Origin of the sequence: Mycolicibacterium madagascariense, from assembly GCF_010729665.1 — a bacterium.
GTDB lineage: Bacteria > Actinomycetota > Actinomycetes > Mycobacteriales > Mycobacteriaceae > Mycobacterium > Mycobacterium madagascariense.
On the sequence record NZ_AP022610.1, the window covers coordinates 5,220,097 to 5,243,291 of the forward strand.

A 23,195-nucleotide genomic window follows, 5' to 3' on the forward strand; every position below is an offset into this window, starting at 1 on the left:
TGTTCTCGCCGAATCACGACAGCGGCGATCTCCGGTGCGTTCTCACGTCAATCATCATTCGACGCTATCCCGCGTGACCGACATACATTCAGTCCGTTCACGTGCCACCGTGCAACTGCGCGAGATTGGTGAGGTAACACCACCGAGTGGTGAAAGTCGTTGTCCTACGCACCAATCCAATTGCCGTGGAACCCGAAGGGCACCCGTCGCGGCAGCGCGATCGTCGCCAGGGGGTCCGCGGCGAAGTCGGAGGCGTCGAGGATCACCAGGTCGCTGCCGTCGCGCGCGGGGTCGTACACGTAGCCCAGGTAGTAGCCCGCGGATTCGTCGGCCGGGCCGTCGGACGGCACGAACACCGCCTCGCCGGGAACTCCCGGCGTCGCCGATTCGCCGAACCGATGCTCGACGGCGGAGCCGGTGGTGAGGTCGTGGCGGACCAGCGCGTCGTTGCCCACGGAGACGGCGTAGCGCGCGGCCAGGGTCGCCAGCCGGTCGTCGATGCGGGGGAACTCCACCGATCTGTCGTCGAGCTGCGCTTCGTGGACGACCCCGGTGGCGAGGTCGATGGTCCACGTCCACATCATCGCGTTGGCGCCGAAACCGCCGTCGTGGCGCCACAATTCGGGATAGCGCGCGGCCTGCAGCACGATGGAGTCGCCCGCGTCGTAGGCGTTGGCGACGTGGAACACGTAGCACGGGTCGATGTCGAACCAGCGGATCGGACCGTGGGGGTCGTCGCGGCGCAGGACGCCGAGCCGAGCGCCGTAGGTGTCGCTCCAGCGGAACGGCATGTCGCCGGAGGCCGCCGCGTCCACGTCGAACACGATCGGCAGATCCATGAAGACGACGTGTCGGGCGGTCAGGGCGAAGTCGTGCATCATCGTCAGCGCGGGCACGTCCACCGGGCGGTTCACGGTCAGCTCGCCGGCGGCGTCCACGCGGTGGTAGGTGACGTAGGGCTCGAACAGGTTGCCGTAGCCGAAGAAGTGCATCTCCCCGGTCGTCGGGCAGATCTTCGGGTGCGCGGTCATGGAGTCGACCAGCTTGCCGCCGAAGTCGTAGGCGCCGACGGTTTCGAGGTCGTTGGTCACCTCGTAGGGCAGCGACGACTCGACCAGCGCCAGCGTCTTCCCCGCGTGGTTGACGACGTGGGTGTTCGCCACGGCGGATCGCAGATTGCGCGTGCCGTCCTCGTTGTAGAGCGGGATGTCGTGTTCGAAGCTGTCGGTGCGCACCCAGCGGTTGCGGTACCACGCGGCGCGCCCGTTCTCGATGCGCACGCCGTGGATCATGCCGTCACCGGTGAACCAGTGTCCGCCGGCCTGCCGCGGGTTCGGTCCGTTGCGTAGATACCAGCCGTCGAGTTCGGCCGGGATGGTGCCCGTGACGGTCAGGTCGACGTCGCTCAGCTCGTCGGGAACGGGCGCGAAGTTGCCCCGCCGGAAGAACTCGCCCGTGCCAAGGATCTCGGACTCGGTGGTGTCGGTCATGCTTCCACCATGACACTCCACCAATGACATGTCAATGGTGGAATGTCTGGGAATGTGCTCTCTAAGCGGTTGCACAGTAGGAAGATGTCGGGATGCCGGACCGTCGCCACTCTGCCTGGGCCTTCCGGCTCGCGATCCGCCGCGGCGGCGCTGCGTCGCAACAGACCGTCGTCGACGAATTGCGCCGCGTCATCCTCGACGGCGCCGTGCCGCCCGGCACCCCGATCCCGGTCGGCGAGGTGGCCGACCTGTTCGGCGTCAGCCACATTCCGGTCCGCGAGAGCCTCATGACCCTCACCAGCGAGGGCCTCGTCACCCATCAGCGCAACGTCGGCTACTCCGTCGCACGGTTGACGGTCACCGAGCTCGCCGAGATGTACGTCGTGCGCGAGACCCTGGAGTCGGCTGCCCTCGCGGCCGCGGTCGTGCGCGCCACCGACGCCGACCGAGCGCACGTCATCCACGTCAACCAACTGTTGGAACTGGCTGTGTCCCAAGATGATTCGCAGTCCTACCACCGGCAGAGCCGGGTCTTCCACATGGGGTTGGCTCGGCCGTCGGGGATGCTGCGGCTGATGCACATGCTCGAATCCGCCTGGAACGTCACCGAACCCGTTCAAGCGATGGTGCACGTCGCGCCCGTCCACCGCGCTCGCTTGCACGAGGATCACGGAGAGATGTTGGACGCCTTCCTCACCGGCGACGCCGAGCGCCTGCTCGCCTGCAGCGCCGCCCACCACCGCCTGTTGAACGAGGTCGTCGCCACCCTGCCCGCCGACACCGGACTGATCGTCGGCGACGGCTGAGCCGCGCCGAAAGCGGCGAAGATATATCTTCACCGCAACGATTCGGCAATACGTCGTCGCTACCGTGTTTCCACCGCTGAATGCACGCAGATCAGGAGCCAGCCGTGACAGACGTCAAAGAACCACCACCCAGCGCCGTGATCGCCGCGGGCGACATCGTCGAAGCCGCGGGACACCCCGTCGGCAGCGGCCTGATCAAGGAGCACTACGACCCCCGGCTGACCAACGAGGACCTGGCTCCGCTGGCCAAGCAGTCGTGGTCGTCGTACAACATCTTCGCGTTCTGGATGTCCGACGTGCACAGCGTCGGCGGCTACGTCACCGCGGGCAGCCTGTTCGCACTGGGCCTGGCCAGCTGGCAGGTGCTCATCGCCCTGCTCGTCGGCATCGTCATCGTCTACTTCCTCTGCAACCTGGTCGCCAAGCCCAGCCAGCAGGCCGGCGTCCCCTACCCCGTGGTGTGCCGCGGACCGTTCGGCGTGCTCGGCGCCAACATCCCGGCCATCATCCGCGGGCTGATCGCCGTCGCGTGGTACGGCATCCAGACCTACCTGGCCTCGGCGGCGCTGGACGTCGTGTTGCTCAAGCTGTTCCCCGGACTGGCGCCGTACGCCGACGTCGACCAGTACGGCTTCACCGGTCTGTCGCTGCTCGGTTGGGGCAGCTTCACGCTGCTGTGGATCCTGCAGGCGGCAGTGTTCTGGCGCGGCATGGAGTCCATCCGCAAGTTCATCGACTTCTGCGGTCCCGCCGTCTACGTCGTCATGTTCATCCTGTGCGGGTACCTGCTGTGGAAGTCGGGCTGGCACGTCAGCCTGAATCTCGGCGGGGAGAAGAAGGGCAACACGCTCGTCGTCATGCTCGGCGCCATCGCCCTGGTGGTGTCCTACTTCTCGGGTCCGATGCTGAACTTCGGCGACTTCGCCCGCTACGGCAAGAGCTTCCAGTCGGTCAAGAAGGGCAACTTCCTCGGTCTGCCGGTCAACTTCCTGGTGTTCTCGCTGCTGGTCGTCGTCACCGCGGCGGCGACCGTGCCCGTGTTCGGGGAACTGCTCACCGATCCGGTGGCCACCGTCGCGCGGATCGACAGCGTGACCGCAATCGTGTTGGGCGCGTTGACGTTTACGATCGCGACCATCGGCATCAACATCGTCGCCAACTTCATCTCGCCCGCGTTCGACTTCTCCAACGTCAGCCCGCAGCGGATCAGCTGGCGGATGGGCGGCATGATCGCCGCCGTCGGCTCGGTCCTGCTGACGCCCTGGAACCTCTATAGCAATCCCGAAGTCATCCACTACACGCTCGAGACGCTCGGCGCGTTCATCGGGCCGCTGTTCGGCGTCCTGCTCGCCGACTTCTATCTGGTGCGCAAGCAGAAGATCGTCGTCGACGACCTGTTCACGATGTCGCCGACCGCCAACTACTGGTACCGGAAGGGCTACAACCCGGCCGCGGTGCTCGCCACCCTGGTCGGCGCCGTCCTCGCGGTCATCCCGGTGCTCTTCGGTGGCGTCATCGTCGGCATGGCGGGCGCGGCGCAGTACAGCTGGTTCATCGGCTGCGGTGTCGCGCTGGCCATCTACCGCGTACTCGCCACCAATGGCCCGTGGAAGATGACCGCGCTGCGGGTCGCCGAGGGCGCCACCCTGGTGGACTCCGAGAGCGCCTGAGCACCCGGCCCGACATTCCATAATTGGAATGTCGGGCCGTACGCTGTGCGCGTGAGTCTTCGTTTCGCCGCCCTCGGCCTCCTCGCCCAGCATCCCGGTAGTGGCTATGACCTGCTGCGGCGGTTCGAGCAGTCGATGGCCAACGTGTGGCCCGCCACCCAGAGCCAGCTCTACGGCGAGCTGAACAAGCTGGCCGCCGACGGTCTCATCGAGGTCACCGACGTCGGGCCGCGGGGGCGCAAGGAATACCAGGTCACGGCCGCGGGCCGGACCGAACTGGTGCGGTGGATGACCCACCCGGGCGACGACCCGCCCCATCGGAGCGCCTCGCTGCTGCGCGTATTCCTGCTCGGCGAGATCCCACCCGAGAAGGCCCGCCAACACCTCGTCGGGGTCGCCGCCCACGCCGAATCCGAACTCGCCCGATTAACCGAGCTGCGGGACTCGTTGACGCCGTGGGGCGACAGCGCCGCGGAGTTCTTCGGCGGTGCGGCGCTGGACTACGGACTCCGCATCGCCCAGATGGAGGGCGATTGGGCCCGATCGCTGGTCAGCGCGTTCGACGAACGCCAGACGGAGACGTCGACCGTGCAGTAACACGTCGACGAACGGGCCGATCATCGACGGCTACCCACACACTCGAACGCATCGAGTGGTTGCATCGCGATAGTTTCCGATATATCGTCAACGTATCGGAAACGCACGAGGCGTTTCCCTACCCCGAGGAGACACTCACATGAACACCCCATTCACACCCCCCACCGGCCCCTTCGGCTTCGGCCCCGCGGACCGGCTGCACGAGCATCGCCGGCACGCCAGGCGCGCCTTCCGCGACGAGGTTCGCGAACACGGCGGCGGCCCGTTCGACGGCGGCTTCGGTCCCGGCTTCGGCCGAGGCTTCGGTCCCGGTTTCGGTGGTCCCGGTTTCGGTGGCCCCGGCTTCGGCGGCCCCGGTTTCGGCCGTGGCGGGCGCGGCGGCCCACGTGGCGGCGGCCGTGGCCGCGGTCGCGGTCGCCGCGGTGACGTCCGCGCCGCCATCCTGACGCTGCTCGCCGAGCGCCCCATGCATGGCTACGAGATGATCCAGGAGATCGCCGAGCGCAGCCAGGATCTGTGGAAGCCGAGCCCCGGCTCGGTGTACCCGACCCTGCAGCTGCTCGTCGACGAAGACCTGATCGCCGGCACCGAGAGCGACGGCAGCAAGAAGCTGTTCGAGCTCACCGAGGCCGGTCGCGCCGCAGCCGAGAAGATCGAGACCGCACCCTGGGACGAGATCACCGAAGGTGCCGACCCCGCGGCCGTCAACCTGCGCACCGCCGTGGTCGCCCTGATGGGCGCCGTCCGGCAGTCGGCCTTCGCGGGCTCTGCCGAGCAGCAGCAGCGCATCGTCGACATCGTCAACAATGCCCGCCGCGAGATCTACGGCATCCTCGGCGAATCCGAGTAATTCGCCAGTTCGGCGCGGTTTCGTTCGCTCGGCGGATGAAACCGCGCCGAATCGGTGTAGGGAGTAAGTATGAGCACCTTCCAACTCGGCACGTTCACCGTCAACCGCATCGGCTTCGGCGCGATGCAGCTCCCCGGCCCCGGCGTGTTCGGCCCACCCAAGGACCACGACCAGGCGATCGCGGTGCTCAAGCGGGCCGTCGAGTTGGGCGTCGACCACATCGACACCGCGCAGTTCTACGGGCCCGACGTGGCGAACGCCCTCATCCGCGAGGCGTTGCATCCCTACCCGGCCGGGCTGGCACTGGTCAGCAAGGTCGGCGCCCGCCGCGACGACGAGGGCAATTGGACCCCGGCCGGGGCGCCCGACGAGCTGCGCGAGGACATCGAGGTCAACCTGCGCGAACTGGGCGTCGATCAGCTCGCGGCGGTCAACCTGCGCATCCACAACTCCGACGATCCCAGCGCGCCGTCAGAGATCGACCACGAGACCTTCGACCGCCAGCTCACCGCGATGATCGCCGCCCGCGACGAGGGCCTGATCGGCGGCATCGGCCTGTCCAGCATCACCGTCGAGCACCTGAAGCACGCGCTCGACCGGACCGAGATCGTGACGGTGCAGAACGCCTACAACCTCGTCGACCGGAGCGCGCAACCGCTGCTCGACATGTGCACCGAGCGTGGCATCTCGTTCGTCCCGTTCTTCCCGCTCGGCTCCGGCTTCAGCGCCGACAATCCGGTGCTGGGCAACCCCGCGGTCAAGCAGGCCGCCGCAGACCTCGGCCGCACGCCCGCGCAGATCGCGCTGGCGTGGACGCTGGCGGTGGCCCCCAACGTGCTGCTGATCCCCGGCACGTCATCGGTCGCCCACCTCGAGGAGAACCTCGCCGTCGCCGACATCGAGCTGCCCGCCGACTTCGCGCCGTGACGGCGACGATGAGTGGAGTCTGCGTCGCGGTCGCCGCAACGCAGACTCCACGAATCGCGGGGCGGAGCCACGATGGGTGAGAGGTCCATCGACCGCCTGCCCCGGGGCGGTCCGCGGGCGTCGTGTCTGGACCGGTTGCTCGAGACCGACCGGCAGGAGTACGTCGACCGCGACTACGGCAGGTGGTTCGGCGACCACCAGCGGTTCGCGTACCTGGTGCTCGACGAGATCGCCGACGTTCCCGATCCGCACGTCCTGCACCTGGGGGCAGGCCGCGGCGAGCTATCGTCCGCGTTGCTGGAGATGCACCCGACGGCGCACGTCACCGTCGCCGACGGTGACGCGGAATCGGTGGCGGCCATGGCCGCGGGCCCGCTCGGCAGCGATCCGCGCGTGACCGTCCGCACCATGGACGCCACCGACGTCGACGCCGCCGACGGCACGTTCGACCTCGCGGTGTTGGCGCTGGCTCTGCATCGTCTGCCGCCCGCGCTGGCCGCACGCGTCATCGCGGAGGGCACGCGGGTCGCCGACCGGCTCGTCCTCATCGACCTGCCGCGCCCACCCGCTCCGCTGCACCTACTGCGGCTCGCGACCATGGCCCCATTCGTGCCGTTCCTCCCGGTCGTCCACGACGGACTGGTCAGTTCCCTGCGGACCTACAGCCCGTCGGCGCTGCGGGCACTGGCCGCCTATGCCGACCCGGCCATCGAGATCGACGTGCGCGTCGGTCTGCTCGGTCCGCAGGTGGCGGTGGCGTCGCGTCCGTAGGCTCATCCCGTGGGTGCCACTAATGGGTGACGACGTCACGCAGACCGAATTCAGCCGCGAACACCGGCTGCTGTATCGGCGCAAGGTCCAGCTCAGCCTCGACGTCTTCGAGACGATGCTCGCCCAGGCGAGTTTCGAGTTCGACCGTCCGCTGACGGGCATGGAGATCGAGTGCAACCTCGTCGACGGCGACTACCAGCCGGCGATGAACAACCGGGAGGTGCTCGCGTCGATCGCCGATCCGGCGTTTCAGACCGAATTGGGCGCCTACAACATCGAATTCAACGTTCCACCCCGGCCGCTCGGCGGGCGGGCGGGCCTCGAGCTCGAGCGCGACGTCCGCGCCAGCCTGAACGCCGCGGAGGCCAAGGCCAACTCCAGCGGCGCGCACATCGTGATGATCGGCATCCTGCCCACGCTGATGCCCGAGCACCTGTCGGACAACTGGATGAGCGAGTCGACGCGCTACCAGGCCCTCAACGACTCGATCTTCACCGCCCGCGGCGAGGACATCATGATCGACATCGCCGGCCCCGAACGGCTGACGCTGCAGTCCGCGTCGATCGCACCCGAATCCGCTTGCACCAGTATGCAATTGCATCTGCAGGTCTCGCCTGCGGAGTTCGCCCAGAACTGGAATGCGGCGCAGGTGCTCGCCGGTCCGCAGCTGTCGTTGGCCGCCAACTCGCCGTTCTTCTTCGGTCACCACCTGTGGGCCGAGACCCGCATCGAGCTGTTCGCGCAGGCGACCGACACCCGGCCCGAGGAACTCAAGACGCAGGGCGTGCGGCCGCGAGTGTGGTTCGGAGAGCGATGGATAACGTCGATCTTCGATCTGTTCGAGGAGAACGTCAGATATTTCCCGTCGTTGCTGCCCGAGGTGTCCGACGAGGATCCCGTCGCCGAGCTGGCGGCCGGCCGCGCACCCGCGCTGTCGGAGCTGCGACTGCACAACGGCACGATCTACCGGTGGAACCGTCCCGTCTACGACGTCGTGGACGGCCGCCCGCACCTGCGGGTCGAGAACCGCGTGCTGCCCGCGGGCCCGACGGTGATCGACATGCTGGCCAATTCCGCGTTCTACTACGGCGCCCTGCGCGCGCTCTCGGAGGACGACCGCCCCATCTGGACGCAGCTGAGTTTCGCTGCGGCACAACGCAATTTCCTCTCCGCGGCGCGCGACGGCATGGCTGCCCGGCTGTACTGGCCGGGCTTCGGCGAGGTCACCCCCGACGAGTTGGTCCTGCGCGAGCTGTTGCCCCTGGCCCACGAGGGACTCCGGCGCTGGGGTGTGCCCGCCGAGGTGCGCGACCGCTACCTCGGCGTGATCGAGGGCCGCGCGAAGACGGGCCGCAACGGTGCGGCGTGGCAGGTGCGGACGGTGCAGGGCCTGCAGCAGCGCGGCCTCGCGCGACCGCAGGCCCTCGCCGAGATGGTGCGCCTCTACTGCGAGCGCATGCACGCCAACGAGCCGGTCCACACCTGGGACGGCCCGGCGTAGCGTGGCGGCATGAGTGATTCGACCTCCAACGCCATCGACTGGGAGGACGCCTACCGCGAGGACGGCGACTTCGACGGCGCACCACCGTGGAACATCGGTGAGCCCCAGCCCGAGTTGGCTGCCCTCATCGCCGCGGGCGAGGTGCACGGCACGGTGCTCGACGCCGGCTGCGGGCACGCCGAGCTGTCACTGGCGCTGGCCGCCAGGGGCCACACCGTGGTCGGCATCGAACTGACGGCTGCCGCCGTCGCCGCCGCCACCAGGGCCGCGCAGGACCGCGGGCTGTCGAACGCGACGTTCGTGCAGGACGACATCACGTCGTTCACCGGGTTCGACGGCCGCTTCGACACGATCATCGACTCGACGCTGTTCCATTCGCTGCCCGTCGAGGGCCGCGACGGGTATCAGCAGTCGGTGCATCGCGCCGCCGCACCCGGCGCGCGGTACTACATCCTGGTGTTCGCCAAGGGCGCGTTCCCCGCCGAGGCCCAGCACACGCCGAACGAGGTCGACGAGGCCGAACTGCGCGCCGCGGTCGGCAAGTACTGGGAGATCGACGAGGTCCGGCCGGCGTTCATCCACGCCAACATGCCCGAGGGTCCCGACGCGCCGATGCAGCTGCCACCCCACGATCACGACGATCAGGGCCGCATGAAGATGCCCGCGTTCCTGCTGACGGCGCACCGGGCGGACTGACTCACCCGACCGGATGGGCGCGCAGGGCGGCGACCAGCGCGTCGAGCTCCTCGCCCGTCACGTCGACGTGGGGCGAGACCCGTAGCGCGGGCCGCGTCATCTCCCACGGTGCGCGTTCGACGCCCGCGCACGTCGTGACCATGCGGTGCTCGGCGATCAACCAGCTGCGCAGGGCAACGGGATCGACGCCCTCGGGCGGCACGACCGTCGTGATGGCACTCGGCTCGTCGACGGCTTCGACGACCCGCCACCCGGGCAGCTCCGCGAGCGTGGCGCGCGTCAGCGCCCCGACCTCGGCGAGCCGGGCCCTGATCCGCTCCGGTCCGGCGGCGACGTGCAGTCCGATCGCCACCGAGAAGCCTACGCGCGCAGCGACATTCGCCTCGATGTGAGCGAGTTCGGCGAGCGTCTCGTCGCTCACCAGGCCCCGACGCGCGGCCAGCACGCCCACCCCGCGCGGGCCCGCCGCCCACTTGCGCGACGAGGAGTACACCGCGTCGGCCCCGAGGTGCGCGCAGTCGACGTGGGCGAACGCCTGGGCGGCGTCCACGATCACCGGGATGCCGAGGGGGCGGCACACGTCGGCCAGTGCTGCCACCGGCTGGACGATGCCGCGGTGACTGCCGAGCAGCACGAGGTGGACCAGCCCGGGTGGGTCGGCCGCCAGCGTCGCGGCCGCGGCGTCGACGTCGAGCCGACCGTCCGCATCGACCGGGAGTACCGCGACCTGAAAGCCGTGCCGGGCCATCACCTTCAGATTCGGCCCGTATTCACCGAGCAGGCACGCCACGGTCCTGGCACCCTGCCACCCGGCGAGCAGTAGGTCCAAGCCGTGGCTGGAGCCCGTGGTGAATGCGACGTCGTCGGCGTCGAAACCGGTGAGTGCGGCGACGGCGCACCGACCCGCCGCGAGCACGGGCTCGGCGGCCTCGGCGGCGACGTACCCGCCGACCTCCGCCTCGTGTCTGGCGTGCGCGGCGGCGGCGTCGATCGCGGCATGGGACTGTCGCGAGCACGCCGCACTGTCGAGGTGCACGCCGGCCATCGCCGGTCTGGCGTTGCGCCAGGAGGATTCGAGGTCGGCGGTCACTTGACCGCGAGCGACAGTCCGAAGTCGCCGGCGTCGTCGGTCCACCAGTGCGTGCGGTTCAGCCCCACCGCCGCCAGTTCGGCCGCGATGCCCTCGGGCCGGAACTTGCACGACACCTCGGTGAGCATCTCCTCACCGGCGGCGTATTCGACGTCCAACTCCAAGCCCGAGATGTGCACGCGCTGCAGTGTATTGGCGCGCAGCCACATCTCGATGCGTTCCTCGTCGGCGTTCCACTTGCACACGTGCTCGAACGCGTCGAGGTCGAAGTCGGCGCCGAGCTCCCGATTGACCACCGTCAGGACGTTCTTGTTGAACCGCGCGGTGACGCCCGCGGCGTCGTCGTAGGCACGCTTGAGCCGGTCGACGTCCTTGACGAGATCGGTGCCCAGCAGCAGGGTGTCACCGGGCTGCAGGCTGTCCGCCAGCGCGCTAAGGAAGGTCGCCCGTGGGCCGGACGTCAGGTTGCCGATCGTCGACCCGAGGAAGACCACCAACCGACGGCCCTGCAGCGGAATCTTGCCGAGATGCTCCTCGAAGTCGCCGCAGACGGCCTCGATCTCGACGTCCGGGTACTCCTGGGAGATCGCCGCACCTGCCGACTGGAGTATGGACGCGTCCACGTCGAAGGGAATGAAGCGGCGCAGCGAGTCGGCCCGGTGCAGGGCGTCCAACAGCAGCCGCGTCTTCTCCGACGTGCCGCTGCCGAGCTCGACCAGGGTGTCGGCGCCCGACGCGGCAGCGACGTCGACGGCGTGCGTCCGGAGGATCTGCGCTTCGGCCCGGGTCGGGTAGTACTCGGGGAGCCGGGTGATCTGATCGAACAGGTCACTGCCCACCGAATCGTAGAACCACTTGGGCGGCAACGACTTCGGGGTACCGGCGAGTCCTTCGCGCACGTCGCGCCGCAGCGCCGTGGCGGCGGAGTCGGCGGCCAGGTAGTTGGCGATCGAGATGGTCATGCAGATCCTTTCAGGGGAATCATCTTCACGCACGAGTCGGTGACGTCGACCAGATGGCGGTCGGGCACGTCCTCCCAGCGGGGGTCGTCGTCATAGGGTTCGCTGGCGACCACGACGCCGTCATCGGTCCGCAGCACCGACAGGGTGTCGCCCCACGTCGTGGCGAGCACGCGAGAACCGTTGGCGGCCAAGATGTTCAGCCGCGCACCGGGATCGGCTGCGCCCACCTCGGCGACGGTGTCACCGAGCGCGTCGAGGCCACGGTGAAAGATCAGCGCGGCGAGCACCGCGCTGTCGACGACCGACTCGGCCGTCGAGGACGCCGGCAGCACCGACCGGTCCACCAGACCGTTGTGCGACAGCAGCCACCGTCCGTCGGTGAACGGCGCGGATGCGGACGGTTCGACCGGCATCCCGACGCTGGCCGACCGCACCGCCGCGACGACGCACGTGCTGCGGATCGCGGGCGCCACCGAGGCGAACGACGCGTCCCCCCACAGCGGTGCCGCACTGCGCCAGCGTCGCGGGGTGTCCCCGTCGAAGAAACCCGCGCCCCAGCCGTCGGCGTTCACCAACCCGTGCTTCTGCCTGCGCGGCGCATACGACTGCACGACGAGGCCGTGTGCCGGCTCCAGCATCAGCGCGGACAACGAGACCGGGTTGCCCAGCCAGCCCAGGTGACGGCACATGCCCTAGGCGTCCCACGCAAGCCGAAGCCCGGAGAAGATCTGCCGCCGGATGGGATGGTCCCAGTTGCGGAAGCTGGGGCGCAGGATGCTCGGAGCCACCGACCACGCCCCGCCGCGCAGGATCTTGTAGTCACCGTCGAAGAACGGTTGGGAATACTGCTCGTAGAGCATCGGGGTGAACCCTGGCCATGGCCGCAGTGGTGAGGACGTCCATTCCCACACGTCGCCGAGAAGCTGCTCGACCCCATAGGCCGAGGCTCCCGCCGGGTAGGCGCCCACCGGCGCGGGCCGCAGCGCCTCGCCGCCCAGGTTGGCCAGCGCCGCAGTGGGCTCCGAAGCGCCCCAGGGGAATCGGCGTCGCGAACCCGTCGCGGGGTCCCATGCGCAGGCCTTCTCCCACTCCATCTCCGTGGGCAGCCGCGCACCCGCCCACGCGGCGTAGGCCTCGGCCTCGAAGTACGTGACGTGCTGGACCGGCTCGTCGGCGGGGATGTCCTCGACGTGCCCGAAGCGCGTCCTGGTGTCCGCGCGGGCGCTCCAGAACTTCGGCGCGACCAGGTCGGCCTGCTGCCGGTGCTCCCAACCGCGCGCCGACCACCAGCGCGGTTCGCGGTAGCCACCGTCGGCGATGAACTCACGCCACTCCCCGTTGGTGACCGGCACGCGTCCGATCCGGAACGACGCCACGTCGACCACGTGGGCGTCGCGCTCGTTGTCCAGGGACATCGGCTCTTCGGCCGCCGTCACGCCGAGCACGAACGGACCGCCGGGCACCAGAACGGAGGTGCCCGCCACGCCCGCCCGGCCGGGGGGCAGTGGCGTGCCCGTTCCGAGGATCGGTGGGCCCGAGCGCAGGCTCAGCGCCTGCAGCATCGTCTCGTCGTGCTGGTTCTCGTGGCTGACCACCAACCCGAAGACGAAGGCCGGGTCGACGCCGGTGCCGTCCTCTTCGGGCAGAACATCAAGGGCGTCAAGGGATTTGGCGCGCACGGTGTCGCAGAACGCGCGTGCGTCGCCGGGCGGCAGCAGCGGCAGGGCGGCGCGGCTGGCGCGCGAGTGCTCGAACGCGTCGTACAGCCGCTCGACGTCGGTCGACAGCAAGCCCGGCCTGCGAGGATCGTTGCCGCGCAGCAGCCACATCTCCTCCTGCCACCCGATGTGGGCGAGGTCCCACACCAGCGGGCTCATCAGCGGGTCGTACTGGCGCAGCAGTTCGGCGTCATCGATCTCGACCAGCCGCATAGTGCGGTCACGCGCGAGGGTCAGATCCCTGGCCAGCGCCTCCCGTGTGCTCACGCCGCGCCCTCCGCCGCCAACCGCCGGACCGCGGGCTCGACGCCGACGCCCACGACCACGTCGGTGAAGTCGTCGGCCGAACTCCTGCCCCGCTGCACCTGAGTCAGCAACTGCTGCATGGATTCGGATATTTCCGCGGGCGCACGCTCGGCCGCGGCTTGCACGCACGTGACGGCGGCCGCGCGCAGGCGCTCGTCGTCCAGTCCGGTCCGCGCGGCGAGGTCCCACTCCGTCGCCACCGGCGCGGTGGCCGCGGCGGCCACCTCCGCGGCCTCGGGGTCGTCGAGCAGCGTCGCGAGCGTGAAGACCACGGCGGGCCACACGTGGTCGGGCGTGCTGTCGAGGTAGCGGATCTCGAGGAAGCCGCGCGGCCGCACCGGCGGGAACAGCGTCGTCAGGTGGTAGTCCAGGTCGGCCCGCGTGGGTCGGCGACCGCCGAGCAGCTCGCGCCCGTCGGCCCAGTCGGCGAAGGGGACCACCTCGGTCATCGGCACCGTGACCTCACCCTGGACCAGCATGACCGGCGCCTTCAGCGCGTACTGGGCCCAGTCGTCGCCAGGGTCGTCACCGCGGGCACCGAGCACGGGGCCGCACCGCGCGGAGTCCAGGCGGCTCCACACCCGCTGACGGGTGCTGCGCCAGCCGGAGAACTCGGCGCCGAGCAACGGAGAGTTGGCCGAGATGGCGACCATGGTCGGCCCGAGGGCGTGCGCGAGCCGCACCCGGTCCGCCCACCCCTCCTGCGGGCCGGCGTCCAGGTTGACCTGCACCGACGCCGTGGACGTCATCATCGCCGCGCCGGCGTCCGACGTGCCACTCGCGGTGAAGAACTGCTCCATGGCCTGGTAGCGGTCGCCGGGGTTGACCCGCCTCGGCGGCCGCAGCGGGTCGGCACCGAGGAGTACCAGCCCGAGGCCGTGGGCGGCGAAGGCTTCGCGGAGTACGGCGCGATCGGTCTGCATCGCGGCGATGGCGGCCGCGGCCGAATCGGCGGGCGGGCCTGACAGCTCGACGGCGCCTCCTGGCTCGATCGTGATCGCACTGCCGCCCGGCAGCGCAGGCACCTGGGCGACGACGTCGGTGATGCGATCCCAGGACGGCCGTTTCATCGGGTCGTCCAGGTCGAAGCAGTGCGCCTCGATCTCGAGTCCGACCTGCCCTATCGGTCCGTCCCGCAGGCATTCGCCGGCGATGTGCCGTGCGGCGTCGGAGGCGCTGTCGAGCAGGGCGCCCGGCGACTCATCGCCACGGGTGCCGCACAGGTCCGCGGTGGTGGTCATGCCAACGATCCCCTTCTCCCGGCCCGCTCGACGGGTGGGGCCTTCTCCATCTTCCAGAGCGGACCGACAAAGTCGTGCGGATTCGCGCCGAAGAACGCCCTCGGGAACGCAATCGTGCGCCCGGCTACTGACCCAACGCGTTCTGCATCGCCCCGGCCAGCACGTTCACCGCGGGTCCGCCGTTGCCGGGTTGGCAGACTTTCGCTTGGAGCAGAACGTTCTCGCGCAACCGGGTCTGGATGAAGCACCGCCGGTCTGTACCCGCTTCCTGCTTCACCCACACGGCGTCGGTGGCAGTCGGCGCTGCGCCGGAGAAGGTCCACACTTGGGTCGTGAAGTCCTCCAGGTGCATCGCGGTGGTCTGGCCCGCACAGCCGACCGTGCGGTCGGTGACGCGATGGAACGCCCGATTGGCGGCGTCGGTCGTGGCGAAGACGCCCACCGCCTGCTTGACGAGGTTGGTGTCGTCGTTGGCGGCCCGCTGGGCGACGGCCCCGTTGAAGGACGCCAGATCCGGGTCCAGGTACACCTCGGGCAGCCCGATGTCGGCCCAGTTGTTGCACTCCGGCGTGTCGACGTAATAGGCCTGGAAGGGTTCGGTGAACGACGATCCCGACGTCATGGGCGCGCCCACGATGTTGCCCACCGACCCCTTGCCGAGCACCGCGTAGGACACCACGCCCGGGTCGGACGGGCGGGCCTGCGCCTGCGGGGCGACCCCGACCGCGAGCACCGCGCCGACGCCGAGCGCGGCGACGGTCGCCCGCATTCCGGTCAGACCTTGGCCGACAGCGTGACGTCGACGTTGCCGCGGGTGGCCTTGGAGTAGGGGCAGACGCCGTGCGCCTTCTCCATGAGCTCCTCGGCAGCCTCCTGCTCGAGGCCGGGCAGGTACCCGATGAGGTTGGCGGTCAGTCCGTAGCCACCCTCGGAGTCCTTGCCGAAACCGATCTGCGCGGTGATGCCGGTGGCGTCGTCGATGGTGATCTTCTCGTTCTTGGCCACCAGGCGCAGCGCGCCGAGGAAACAGGCCGACCAGCCGGCCGAGAACAGCAGTTCCGGGTTGACTCCCTCACCGCTGCCGCCCATCTCCTTGGGCGGCCGGGTGTCGAGATCGATCTTGCCGTCGGCGGAGGTGACGTGACCGTCGCGGCCGCCGCCGGTGGCCGTGGATTCTGCGGTGTAGACGACTTCGATGCTCATGCGTTCGATCATGCCAGCTGCGGCCGACACCGACCGGTCCGTCAGAAGATCGTCAGCGTGCAGTAGGTGCGGGGCGGTGAGGGGTACGGCCACGCGTACCGGCCGGCCGCCGACGGGCACGCCCGCTGGTCGCGGACGTCGAGGCGCTGGGTCACCTGGACGAGCAACCCCTCCTGCCCCCGTTCGGCGCAGTTGGCCAGCTGCAGCATGCCGATCGGCATGTCCATCACGTAGCAGTGGTCGGCCACCAGGTTCGGCACCAGGCACAGCCGCGACGTGGCCGGATCGGCGGATGTCGTTGGTAGATGCTGATATTCGTTGCTCGGGCACGAGCCCGACGCATCGGCGACCGCGCCGACGGTGTAGCTGGGATCGGCACTGCACGGCACCTCGTGCGCGCTCAGCGTGGCGGGGGCCTCCGACGGGATCGAGACGCAGTCACCGACGGAGAACACCTTCGCCAGTCCCCGTTGCGCCTCCGGGGCGTGCGTGGCGCAGCCGGCCAACAGGAGCGCGCCCATGGCGGCGATCGCCACCGCCCTGGCTACGGACATGCGCGTCATGGTTAGCGACACTGTCACGGATCGATGGGTGAAACCACTCCAACCCCAAAGTTCTCAATGGTCTCACAGACCCCAAGGAAATGACAGCCATGGGATTCGCCTCGGCGTGTCGCGCCCCTCGAACGCAGAAACTGCGGGGAGAACGTCGTCTCCCCGCAGTTTCGCGGATCGGGGTGCGGGCCTAGCTGCCCGACTGGGCGCGCACGCCCTCCTCGACCTTCTTGCCGATCTCGGGATCGATGTTGGTCCAGTACTCGAACACCCGCGACAGCACCGGTTCCTTCACGCCGTCGAGCACGTGGCCGACGATGTTGCCGACCAGGCGTTCCCGCGCGTCGTCGTCGAAGACGTCGCGGACCAGTGAACCCGCCTGGCTCCAGTCGTCGTCCTCGGGGCGCAGCGCATACGCCGTGCGGACCATGTCGCCGTCGGAGGCCCAGTGCACCTCGGCCACCTTCTTCGGATCCTCGGCGACGGGGCCGCCCATCGAGTTCGGCGCATAGACCGGGTCGGTCGCGAGCTTGATGCGCATCGCGCCGTCCTTGGAGTAGGCGTTGACCTCGACCTTGGGCTCGTTGACCGGAATCTGCTTGTAGTTCACCCCAAGTCGGGCGCGGTGCGCGTCGGCGTAGGAGAACCCGCGTGCGAGCAACATCTTGTCGGGGCTGAGTCCGGTGCCAGGGACGAGGTTGTTCGGTTCGAACGCGACCTGCTCGACCTGCGCGTGGTAGTCGACCACGTTGCGGTTGAGCGTCATCTTGCCGACCTCGATGAGCGGGTAGTCGCCGTGCGGCCACACCTTCGTCAGGTCGAACGGGTTGATGCGGTAGGTCTTCGCGTCGTCGAACGGCATGACCTGGATCTTCAGCGTCCAGCTGGGATGGTTGCCCGCCTCGATGGAGTCGAAGAGGTCGCGCTGGTGGTAGTCGCCGTCCTCGCCGGCGATGCGGTCGGCGTCCTCCTGCGTCAGGTAGTCGACGCCCTGGTCGGAGATGAAGTGGTACTTCACCCAGGACAGCACGCCGGCCTCGTTCACCAGGCTGTAGGTGTGGCTGGAGTAGCCGTTCATGTGACGCCACGTCTTGGGGATGCCGCGGTCGCCCATGAGGTAGGTGACCTGGTGCGCCGATTCCGGTACGAGCGTCCAGAAATCCCACTGCATGTTGTGGTCGCGAAGGTTGTTGGCGGCCATCCGCTTCTGGCTGCGGATGAAGTTCTGGAACTTCATCGGGTCGCGCACGAAGAACACCGGCGTGTTGTTGCCGACCATGTCCCAGTTGCCCTCGGACGTATAGAACTTCAGCGAGAAGCCGCGCGGGTCCCGCCACGTGTCTGGGCTGCCGCGCTCACCCGCGACGGTGGAGAACCTCGCCACCATCTCGGTCTTGACGCCCGGCTGCAGGAACGCCGCCTTCGTGTACTGGCTGATGTCGTTGGTCACCTCGAAGACGCCGAACGCGCCACCGCCCTTGGCGTGGGGCTGACGCTCCGGGATGCGCTCGCGGTTGAAGTTCGCCATCTGCTCGATCAGGTAGTGGTCCTGGAGCAGCAGGGGTCCGTCGGGGCCGACGCTCAGCGAGTGTTCGACGCTTGGTACGGGAGCGCCGCCGTCGGTCGTTGCGATTTTCTCCGTCATGTAGTCACTCATCTCTCCGTGGTCGCGGCCTTCTGGGCTGGGCCGCACTCAACCCCACCCTTCGGGTCTACCCAACGCAGCTGAGTTTCTATCCCCACGACGGTGCCCCGCACGCCTGAGGCGAGCGGGGCACCGTGTTCCATTCTTGGTCGTCAGCGATTGGGTTGTGTCGCAGGTGGAGCGGCCGGGTTCTGGCCACCGTTGCCGGGGCCTGCGGGACCACCCTGGAAGCCGGGCCCGTTACCGGGACCGAAGCCGCCGCCGGGACCGAAGCCACCGCCGGGGCCTCCGCCAGGACCGAAGCCGCCACCGCCGTCGCGCCCGCCGGGTCCGAAGCCGCCGCCGCCGGGGCCGCCCTGCCAGTCGTGGTGGTGTTGGTGGTGGGTCTGCCCGCTTCCACCGCCACCGTGGTGGTGATGGTGGCCATGGTGTCCGCCGCCGACGCTAGCGCCGAGCACGAAGCCGCTGAAGAAGATGACGGCCACGACGAAGACCGTCCCGGCGACGATGCCGACCCACGCAGCGACGACGTTGAGCCGACTGCGCCGTCGGACTCGGGTGTCCTCCTCATGAGTCTCGTGGACCACGGGCGCCGTCGTGGTGTCGATGGGGCCCGTGGCTGGTTCTGGGGTTACTGGTGTTTCACTCATGACGTCGATGATCGGCGCGCTGTTGATGCGGTGATCATGAGTTCGCTATGAATCGGCTATGACCGCGGACGGCTCACCTCGGCGGCGAACCGGGTGACGACGGGCTGGTCGAGGGACCCTGCGGCTGCAGTGGGAACTGCGGGAAGATGTTGGGCAATTGGAACGTCGGCCCGTTCGGGATGCTCGGGATGACGATGCCCGGGCCCGGGCGATCGAACTGCCCGCGCGGCACCGGGAAGATCAGCGGCCCCTGCTGGTCGGGACCGGTGCCGGCCGCGCTGCGGTCGACCGGCTGGGGTGCGGTCTCCCGACCGAAGTAGAACCCAGAACCGAACAGGACGACGATGATGACGAGCGCGCCGGCGGCGATGCCCATCCACGCCGCCACCTTGTTGAGCCGGCTGGGCCTGTCCTGCCGCGGCGGTGGCGGACCCTGCTGCATGGGCGGATAGCCGTAGCCCTGCGGCGGCATCTGCGAGTACGGACCCTCTGGATGCACCGCGGTCTGCGGGCCCGTGGGAGCTTCACCGGGGTAATCGACTGTTTCGCTCATAGGTCAATGATTGTCGTCCCTCGGGGAGCGACTCATCAAATTCCTCGTGAATCGGCTGCGAGCCGCGGCGGGTTTGCCGATCGGTCAAAGGGAAACCTTCCTCCCATGGAGCAGCAGAACATTCCGCCGGCGACACCCAAGGACGCGACCAAGGCGACGGCCGAGCAGCGCGAGTTGCAAGACGAGCTGGACCGCAAGGACGAAGACCCCGGCGCACCGGGCGGCCAGCAGACGCATCGACAAATTTCCGACGAAACGTAGCAAAACCCGATCCCCTCGATCGCCAAGGTCATAACAAATTGATGACGTGACCAGCAACTACTTACGTTGATTGCTAAATTGAGGGAGCGCGGCGCCCTGCCACCCGCTTCGCGCCGAGATCGAAGGGGTCACGAGATGACCGAGATTGCCGATGCCCGTGCGCCATGGCTGGCTGCTGCCGCACCGTCCCCCCGATCGGCCGACGATGTGCTGGCCGTCCTCGACGCGGCGATCGTCCGTGCCCGCGAGGGCGGCGCGGACGACGTGTCCGGCGACGGGTTGCGCGACGCGGTGGCCGCCGCCCGGGAGGCGGGCATCCCGTGGGGCATCATCGGCGACCACCTCGGGATGGCGCGCGGCAACGCCTACCAGAAATACCGGAAGCGTCCGGCCTGAGGGGTCGGCGCTGTCCCACTGCCCGAACTATCTCCGTCACGTAGTCCGCTCACCAGATCGACGGCGATAGTCGTCGCGGCTCGGCGGTACGGTCTCTGGCTGTGTCTGACGGCGGCGACGGGGTCGAGGAGAGCCGCTGGCCACGGTTCATGGAGCGGTCCTCAGTGGGGTGGCCGCTGGCTCTGGGCGCAGCGGCGACGCTGTCGTCGGGTGGCGGCGGCTTGGTCGATTCCCACGGGCAGAAGGTGGCGTGGTACCTCGTCTCCGCCGTCGCCCTGGTTGGAGGAGTGCTGTTCTCCCTGGCTCGGGAGCACCGCCGAGAGAAGATGGACGAGGCGATGGACGCCAAGCGGCTTCGAGAGGCCGAAGAGAGCCAGAGCGTCATCGACGGTCAACTGAGCCCCGTTCTGCAGTTGGTGGCGGAACTCGTCGCCACGGTCGACGCCGACAAGCGCCGGGAGACCGCGGGAGAGGTGCGTAGTGCGGTGGTCGTCGCGGCGAGCGTCATCGTCGGGTCGGCCAACGTTCGCGCCAACCTCTTCGAGACCGAACCCGAGTCAGGCGGACATTGCATGCGCCCCAAGCTGTTCCACGGCCGCGGCCAGAAATCGCAGCGGGTGTTTCGCCCCGGGGACCCGACCATGGACAAGGCCCTCGCCGCTCAGTACCGGTTCGTCGATCAGGTCGATCCCGACCAAGGCCTGGCGTACGAGACCTTCCTGACGCATCCGATCACCGACGGCACGCACGTCTACGGTGTGCTCACGGTGGATGCGCCCCGCACTGGTGACCTGTCGGAGGAACGGGACATCAACATCGTCCGCGTGCTTGCGACGATCGCGGCGATCTCCTACGCAGCGGCTTATGACCAGCGTTGATCTGCGCATCCGCCCCGCGGGTGTCGGTGCCCTAGGGCAGGCTCTCGGGTAATCAGGGGTGGTAGCTTGATGCACACCGGGATCCAGGAGGGCTTGGCATGAGCAAGCAACAGCGCGAGTCGAACGGCCCAGCACGACAAGATCGTGCCATCCAAGAGGTCCGCACGAATCCCGCCGGTTTCTTCAAGTCGGTCCAGGCGGGCGCAGGCGGCACGTCGACGAAGTCATCCGGGCCAGCGGCGGCCTCCCGCTAGTTCCGTCACCCCCCGCCTACGGCTTGAACGGATTCACCGCGAACTGAATCACCCGGTAGGGCGCGTGGTCGGCCTGCGGGGACGTGTCCCACTGGCTGACGAACACCCGCAACTCGTCGAGTGTCGACCCCGGTGAGAGGTAACCGCCGTAGGGCTGAGCAAGCTGGTTGTCGTCGGGGGGCGGAAGTGCGTCGGCATCCTCGGGCCACTCGCCCGCGAACACGACCGTGGTGACCGGCGCGGTCCCGAGGCTCGTCGGGTCGTTCGCGACGCGCACCTCCATGTTGCCCGTACTCGCATTGAAGTACGACAGTACGGTCTTGCCGTCGACCTGTCGGATGCTCATCTCGCCGATCTTGTCTCCCCACAACGGCTTTGGCGCCTTGCCCCAGACACCGTCGCCGGACCAGGCCTGCCAGCTCGACCGGTCGGTGAACCGCTGCGGCGTGGCGCGGTACAGCTCGACCGGTGCGCTGCGGTCGAAGTCGTTGGCGACCACGTACACCCATCCGCGCGGCGAGTCCGGCGTGGGAATCGGATCGTAGTAACCACTGATCTGCGACTGCCTGCCATGCGCATAGCTCGCCGGTCGTTGCGAGCCTGGTACAGTCGGCCAATTACCCTGTGCAGCAGAGGCTTTCACCAGGCGGGAAGTCGAGGGGACCAGATCCTTGGTGGTCGTCACCAGCAGATAGTTCTCGCGGTTGATCTGCACGATGCCTGCGGGCAGTTGCGAGACTCCCGGTGGGCTGGGGTCGGCGAGCAGCGGTGCGTCCGTTCCGGTGACGCCGTAGTACCGCACGCCCGTCGGCTCGTCGACGGAGTCCATGTCGACGTGCAGGGCGATCGGCGCGAAGTGCGGTCCGAAGGCCACACCCTGTCCGGCGAAGCTGTCCCCACAGACCTGCAGTAGGCCGCTGGGAAACTCCATGAACTCGCACAGATCCGTGGCGCCGATGCCGTAATCGCCCGTCGCCGTGCCCGTTCCCGCGGAGGCTCCGATGAGCATCACCTGCCCGGGCGCCAGCGGCGCGAGGACGGGCTGCGGTGCGGGCGCCGGCGGATCGGCGTGCGCATCGGGCATGGGCAGGGGCAGCGGCAGGACCAGGGCGCAGGAGAGCGCCACGGCCACCGCCCTGATCACAACTGTGCGGCGAGCAGCTCGGCAATCTGAATCGTGTTGAGCGCCGCGCCCTTTCGGAGATTGTCACCCGAGACGAACAGGGCGAGCCCACGCCCGTCGGGCACCCCGGGGTCGGTGCGGATGCGTCCGACGAGGGAGTCGTCCGTGCCTGCGGCGGCCAACGGCGTCGGCACGTCGACCAGCTGAACGCCGGGCGCCGACGCCAGGAGCTCCTTCGCCCGCTCCGGCGACAGTGGCTGTGCGAATTCGACGTTCAGCGACAGCGAGTGGCCGGTGTAGACCGGCACCCGCACACACGTTCCGCTGACGGACAGATCGGGAATGCCGAGGATCTTGCGGCTCTCGTTGCGCAGCTTCTGGTCCTCGTCGGTCTCACCGGAGCCGTCGTCGACCAGCGATCCGGCCAAGGGCACCACGTTGAAGGCGATCGGCGCGACGTACTTGTTGGGCGCGGGGAACGTCAAAGCGGACCCGTCGTGCACCAGCTGCTCGCTGTCCTCCACGACGGCGCGGGCCTGACCGTAGAGCTCCTCGACGCCGGCCAGCCCGCTGCCCGAGACCGCCTGGTAGGTCGAGGCGATCATGCGGACCAGGCCCGCCTCGTCGTGCAGCACCTTGAGGACCGGCATCGCGGCCATGGTCGTGCAGTTCGGGTTGGCGATGATGCCCTTGGGTCGGTTGGCCGCATCGCGTTCGAAGTTGACCTCCGACACCACGAGTGGGACGTCGGGGTCCTTGCGCCAGGCCGAGGAGTTGTCGACGACGACGGCGCCCGCCGCCGCGAACCGCGGCGCTTGGACGCGAGACATCGTGGCCCCGGCCGAGAACAGCGCGATGTCGAGGCCCGACGGGTCGGCCGTCGCGGCGTCCTCGACCGCGATCTGCTGGCCCTTGAACTCCAACTTCTTGCCCTGCGACCGCGCGGAGGCGAAGAACCGCACGCTGGTCGCCGGAAAGTCGCGCTCCTCGAGCAGACGGCGCATCACCTGACCGACCTGACCGGTCGCTCCCACCACTCCGATGCTCACCATG

25 protein-coding genes are annotated in these 23,195 nt (G+C 68.8%); 11 read left to right on the plus strand and 14 right to left on the minus strand.

Translation table 11 applies throughout. The features are described 5' to 3' along the window. Positions 1 to 164: 164 nt before the first annotated feature. Positions 165 to 1,490 carry a carotenoid oxygenase family protein gene (locus tag G6N60_RS24750; protein ID WP_163742252.1) on the minus strand — a complete coding sequence of 442 codons (1,326 nt, stop codon included), beginning with the start codon at positions 1,488 to 1,490 and terminating at the stop codon, positions 165 to 167. 92 nt (positions 1,491 to 1,582) lie between these two features. Here G6N60_RS24750 and G6N60_RS24755 point away from each other — a divergent pair, with 92 nt between their 5' ends. The 8 genes from G6N60_RS24755 to G6N60_RS24790 all read left to right on the plus strand — a co-directional run bounded on the left by G6N60_RS24755 (position 1,583) and on the right by G6N60_RS24790 (position 9,308). After that, entirely contained in the window at positions 1,583 to 2,296 is a 714-nt protein-coding gene (locus tag G6N60_RS24755) for a GntR family transcriptional regulator (RefSeq protein ID WP_163742255.1), read from the plus strand. 104 nt (positions 2,297 to 2,400) lie between these two features. Further along, positions 2,401 to 3,966: an NCS1 family nucleobase:cation symporter-1 gene (locus G6N60_RS24760; RefSeq protein WP_163742258.1), complete on the plus strand. Its 1,566-nt coding sequence runs from the start codon at positions 2,401 to 2,403 to the stop codon at positions 3,964 to 3,966. Between the two features lie 51 nt (positions 3,967 to 4,017). Continuing rightward, positions 4,018 to 4,563: a PadR family transcriptional regulator gene (locus G6N60_RS24765; protein WP_163742262.1), complete on the plus strand. Its 546-nt coding sequence runs from the start codon at positions 4,018 to 4,020 to the stop codon at positions 4,561 to 4,563. A 139-nt stretch (positions 4,564 to 4,702) separates the two neighbouring features. Then, positions 4,703 to 5,413, plus strand: coding sequence for a PadR family transcriptional regulator (locus G6N60_RS24770; protein ID WP_163742265.1), 711 nt, complete (start codon positions 4,703 to 4,705; stop codon positions 5,411 to 5,413). 69 nt (positions 5,414 to 5,482) lie between these two features. Beyond that, entirely contained in the window at positions 5,483 to 6,340 is an 858-nt protein-coding gene (locus G6N60_RS24775; protein ID WP_163742268.1) for an oxidoreductase, read from the plus strand. A gap of 72 nt (positions 6,341 to 6,412) precedes the next feature. Next, positions 6,413 to 7,111, plus strand: coding sequence for a class I SAM-dependent methyltransferase (locus G6N60_RS24780; protein ID WP_179969743.1), 699 nt, complete (start codon positions 6,413 to 6,415; stop codon positions 7,109 to 7,111). Positions 7,112 to 7,133: 22 nt separating this feature from the next. Then, entirely contained in the window at positions 7,134 to 8,612 is a 1,479-nt protein-coding gene (locus G6N60_RS24785) for a glutamate-cysteine ligase family protein (RefSeq protein WP_163742273.1), read from the plus strand. A gap of 9 nt (positions 8,613 to 8,621) precedes the next feature. Continuing rightward, positions 8,622 to 9,308 (plus strand): class I SAM-dependent methyltransferase, encoded by a 687-nt coding sequence (locus G6N60_RS24790; RefSeq protein ID WP_163742276.1) that lies wholly within the window; start codon positions 8,622 to 8,624, stop codon positions 9,306 to 9,308. Between the two features lies 1 nt (position 9,309). On the opposite strand, the gene egtE is transcribed toward G6N60_RS24790, so the two are convergent. The 11 genes from egtE to G6N60_RS24845 form a co-directional block, all read right to left on the minus strand. Next, complete coding sequence (egtE, locus tag G6N60_RS24795) at positions 9,310 to 10,398, minus strand: ergothioneine biosynthesis PLP-dependent enzyme EgtE (RefSeq protein ID WP_263992787.1); 1,089 nt, start codon at positions 10,396 to 10,398, stop codon at positions 9,310 to 9,312. Beyond that, entirely contained in the window at positions 10,395 to 11,360 is a 966-nt protein-coding gene (gene egtD / locus G6N60_RS24800; RefSeq protein ID WP_163742279.1) for an L-histidine N(alpha)-methyltransferase, read from the minus strand. Before egtD ends, egtE begins: the two co-directional genes overlap by 4 nt. Beyond that, a complete protein-coding gene (egtC, locus tag G6N60_RS24805) occupies positions 11,357 to 12,049 on the minus strand; it encodes an ergothioneine biosynthesis protein EgtC (protein ID WP_163742282.1) in 693 nt (230 codons plus the stop codon). Before egtC ends, egtD begins: the two co-directional genes overlap by 4 nt. A gap of 3 nt (positions 12,050 to 12,052) precedes the next feature. Then, positions 12,053 to 13,345, minus strand: a complete 1,293-nt coding sequence (gene egtB, locus G6N60_RS24810) for an ergothioneine biosynthesis protein EgtB (RefSeq protein ID WP_163742285.1) — start codon at positions 13,343 to 13,345, stop codon at positions 12,053 to 12,055. After that, a complete protein-coding gene (gene egtA / locus G6N60_RS24815; RefSeq protein ID WP_163742287.1) occupies positions 13,342 to 14,625 on the minus strand; it encodes an ergothioneine biosynthesis glutamate--cysteine ligase EgtA in 1,284 nt (427 codons plus the stop codon). The genes egtB and egtA overlap by 4 nt, the downstream gene beginning before the upstream one ends. Positions 14,626 to 14,749: 124 nt before the next feature. Next, the gene (locus G6N60_RS24820) at positions 14,750 to 15,394 is read right to left on the minus strand and encodes a sensor domain-containing protein (RefSeq protein WP_163742290.1); all 645 of its coding nucleotides are present in this window, start codon (positions 15,392 to 15,394) and stop codon (positions 14,750 to 14,752) included. A 5-nt stretch (positions 15,395 to 15,399) separates the two neighbouring features. Then, on the minus strand, positions 15,400 to 15,828 hold the full coding sequence (locus tag G6N60_RS24825) for an organic hydroperoxide resistance protein (RefSeq protein ID WP_179969744.1): 429 nt from the start codon (positions 15,826 to 15,828) through the stop codon (positions 15,400 to 15,402). Between the two features lie 41 nt (positions 15,829 to 15,869). Then, complete coding sequence (locus tag G6N60_RS24830; protein ID WP_246241009.1) at positions 15,870 to 16,382, minus strand: hypothetical protein; 513 nt, start codon at positions 16,380 to 16,382, stop codon at positions 15,870 to 15,872. A gap of 190 nt (positions 16,383 to 16,572) precedes the next feature. Next, a complete protein-coding gene (locus G6N60_RS24835) occupies positions 16,573 to 18,027 on the minus strand; it encodes a catalase (RefSeq protein ID WP_163742296.1) in 1,455 nt (484 codons plus the stop codon). Between the two features lie 152 nt (positions 18,028 to 18,179). Beyond that, positions 18,180 to 18,677, minus strand: a complete 498-nt coding sequence (locus G6N60_RS28330; RefSeq protein ID WP_163730782.1) for a hypothetical protein — start codon at positions 18,675 to 18,677, stop codon at positions 18,180 to 18,182. A gap of 73 nt (positions 18,678 to 18,750) precedes the next feature. Continuing rightward, a complete protein-coding gene (locus G6N60_RS24845) occupies positions 18,751 to 19,230 on the minus strand; it encodes a hypothetical protein (protein ID WP_163742299.1) in 480 nt (159 codons plus the stop codon). A gap of 105 nt (positions 19,231 to 19,335) precedes the next feature. Here G6N60_RS24845 and G6N60_RS28195 point away from each other — a divergent pair, with 105 nt between their 5' ends. From G6N60_RS28195 to G6N60_RS24855, 3 genes are all read left to right on the plus strand, one after another. Beyond that, positions 19,336 to 19,491, plus strand: a complete 156-nt coding sequence (locus G6N60_RS28195) for a hypothetical protein (RefSeq protein WP_170312576.1) — start codon at positions 19,336 to 19,338, stop codon at positions 19,489 to 19,491. Positions 19,492 to 19,626: 135 nt separating this feature from the next. Next, the gene (locus tag G6N60_RS24850) at positions 19,627 to 19,887 is read left to right on the plus strand and encodes a hypothetical protein (protein WP_163742302.1); all 261 of its coding nucleotides are present in this window, start codon (positions 19,627 to 19,629) and stop codon (positions 19,885 to 19,887) included. Positions 19,888 to 19,988: 101 nt separating this feature from the next. Continuing rightward, on the plus strand, positions 19,989 to 20,765 hold the full coding sequence (locus tag G6N60_RS24855; protein ID WP_163742305.1) for a GAF domain-containing protein: 777 nt from the start codon (positions 19,989 to 19,991) through the stop codon (positions 20,763 to 20,765). Positions 20,766 to 21,035: 270 nt separating this feature from the next. On the opposite strand, the gene G6N60_RS24860 is transcribed toward G6N60_RS24855, so the two are convergent. Further along, positions 21,036 to 22,103 carry a DUF4185 domain-containing protein gene (locus tag G6N60_RS24860; protein ID WP_163744513.1) on the minus strand — a complete coding sequence of 356 codons (1,068 nt, stop codon included), beginning with the start codon at positions 22,101 to 22,103 and terminating at the stop codon, positions 21,036 to 21,038. Positions 22,104 to 22,159: 56 nt separating this feature from the next. Then, the gene (locus G6N60_RS24865) at positions 22,160 to 23,194 is read right to left on the minus strand and encodes an aspartate-semialdehyde dehydrogenase (protein ID WP_163742309.1); all 1,035 of its coding nucleotides are present in this window, start codon (positions 23,192 to 23,194) and stop codon (positions 22,160 to 22,162) included. Position 23,195 lies beyond the last annotated feature (1 nt).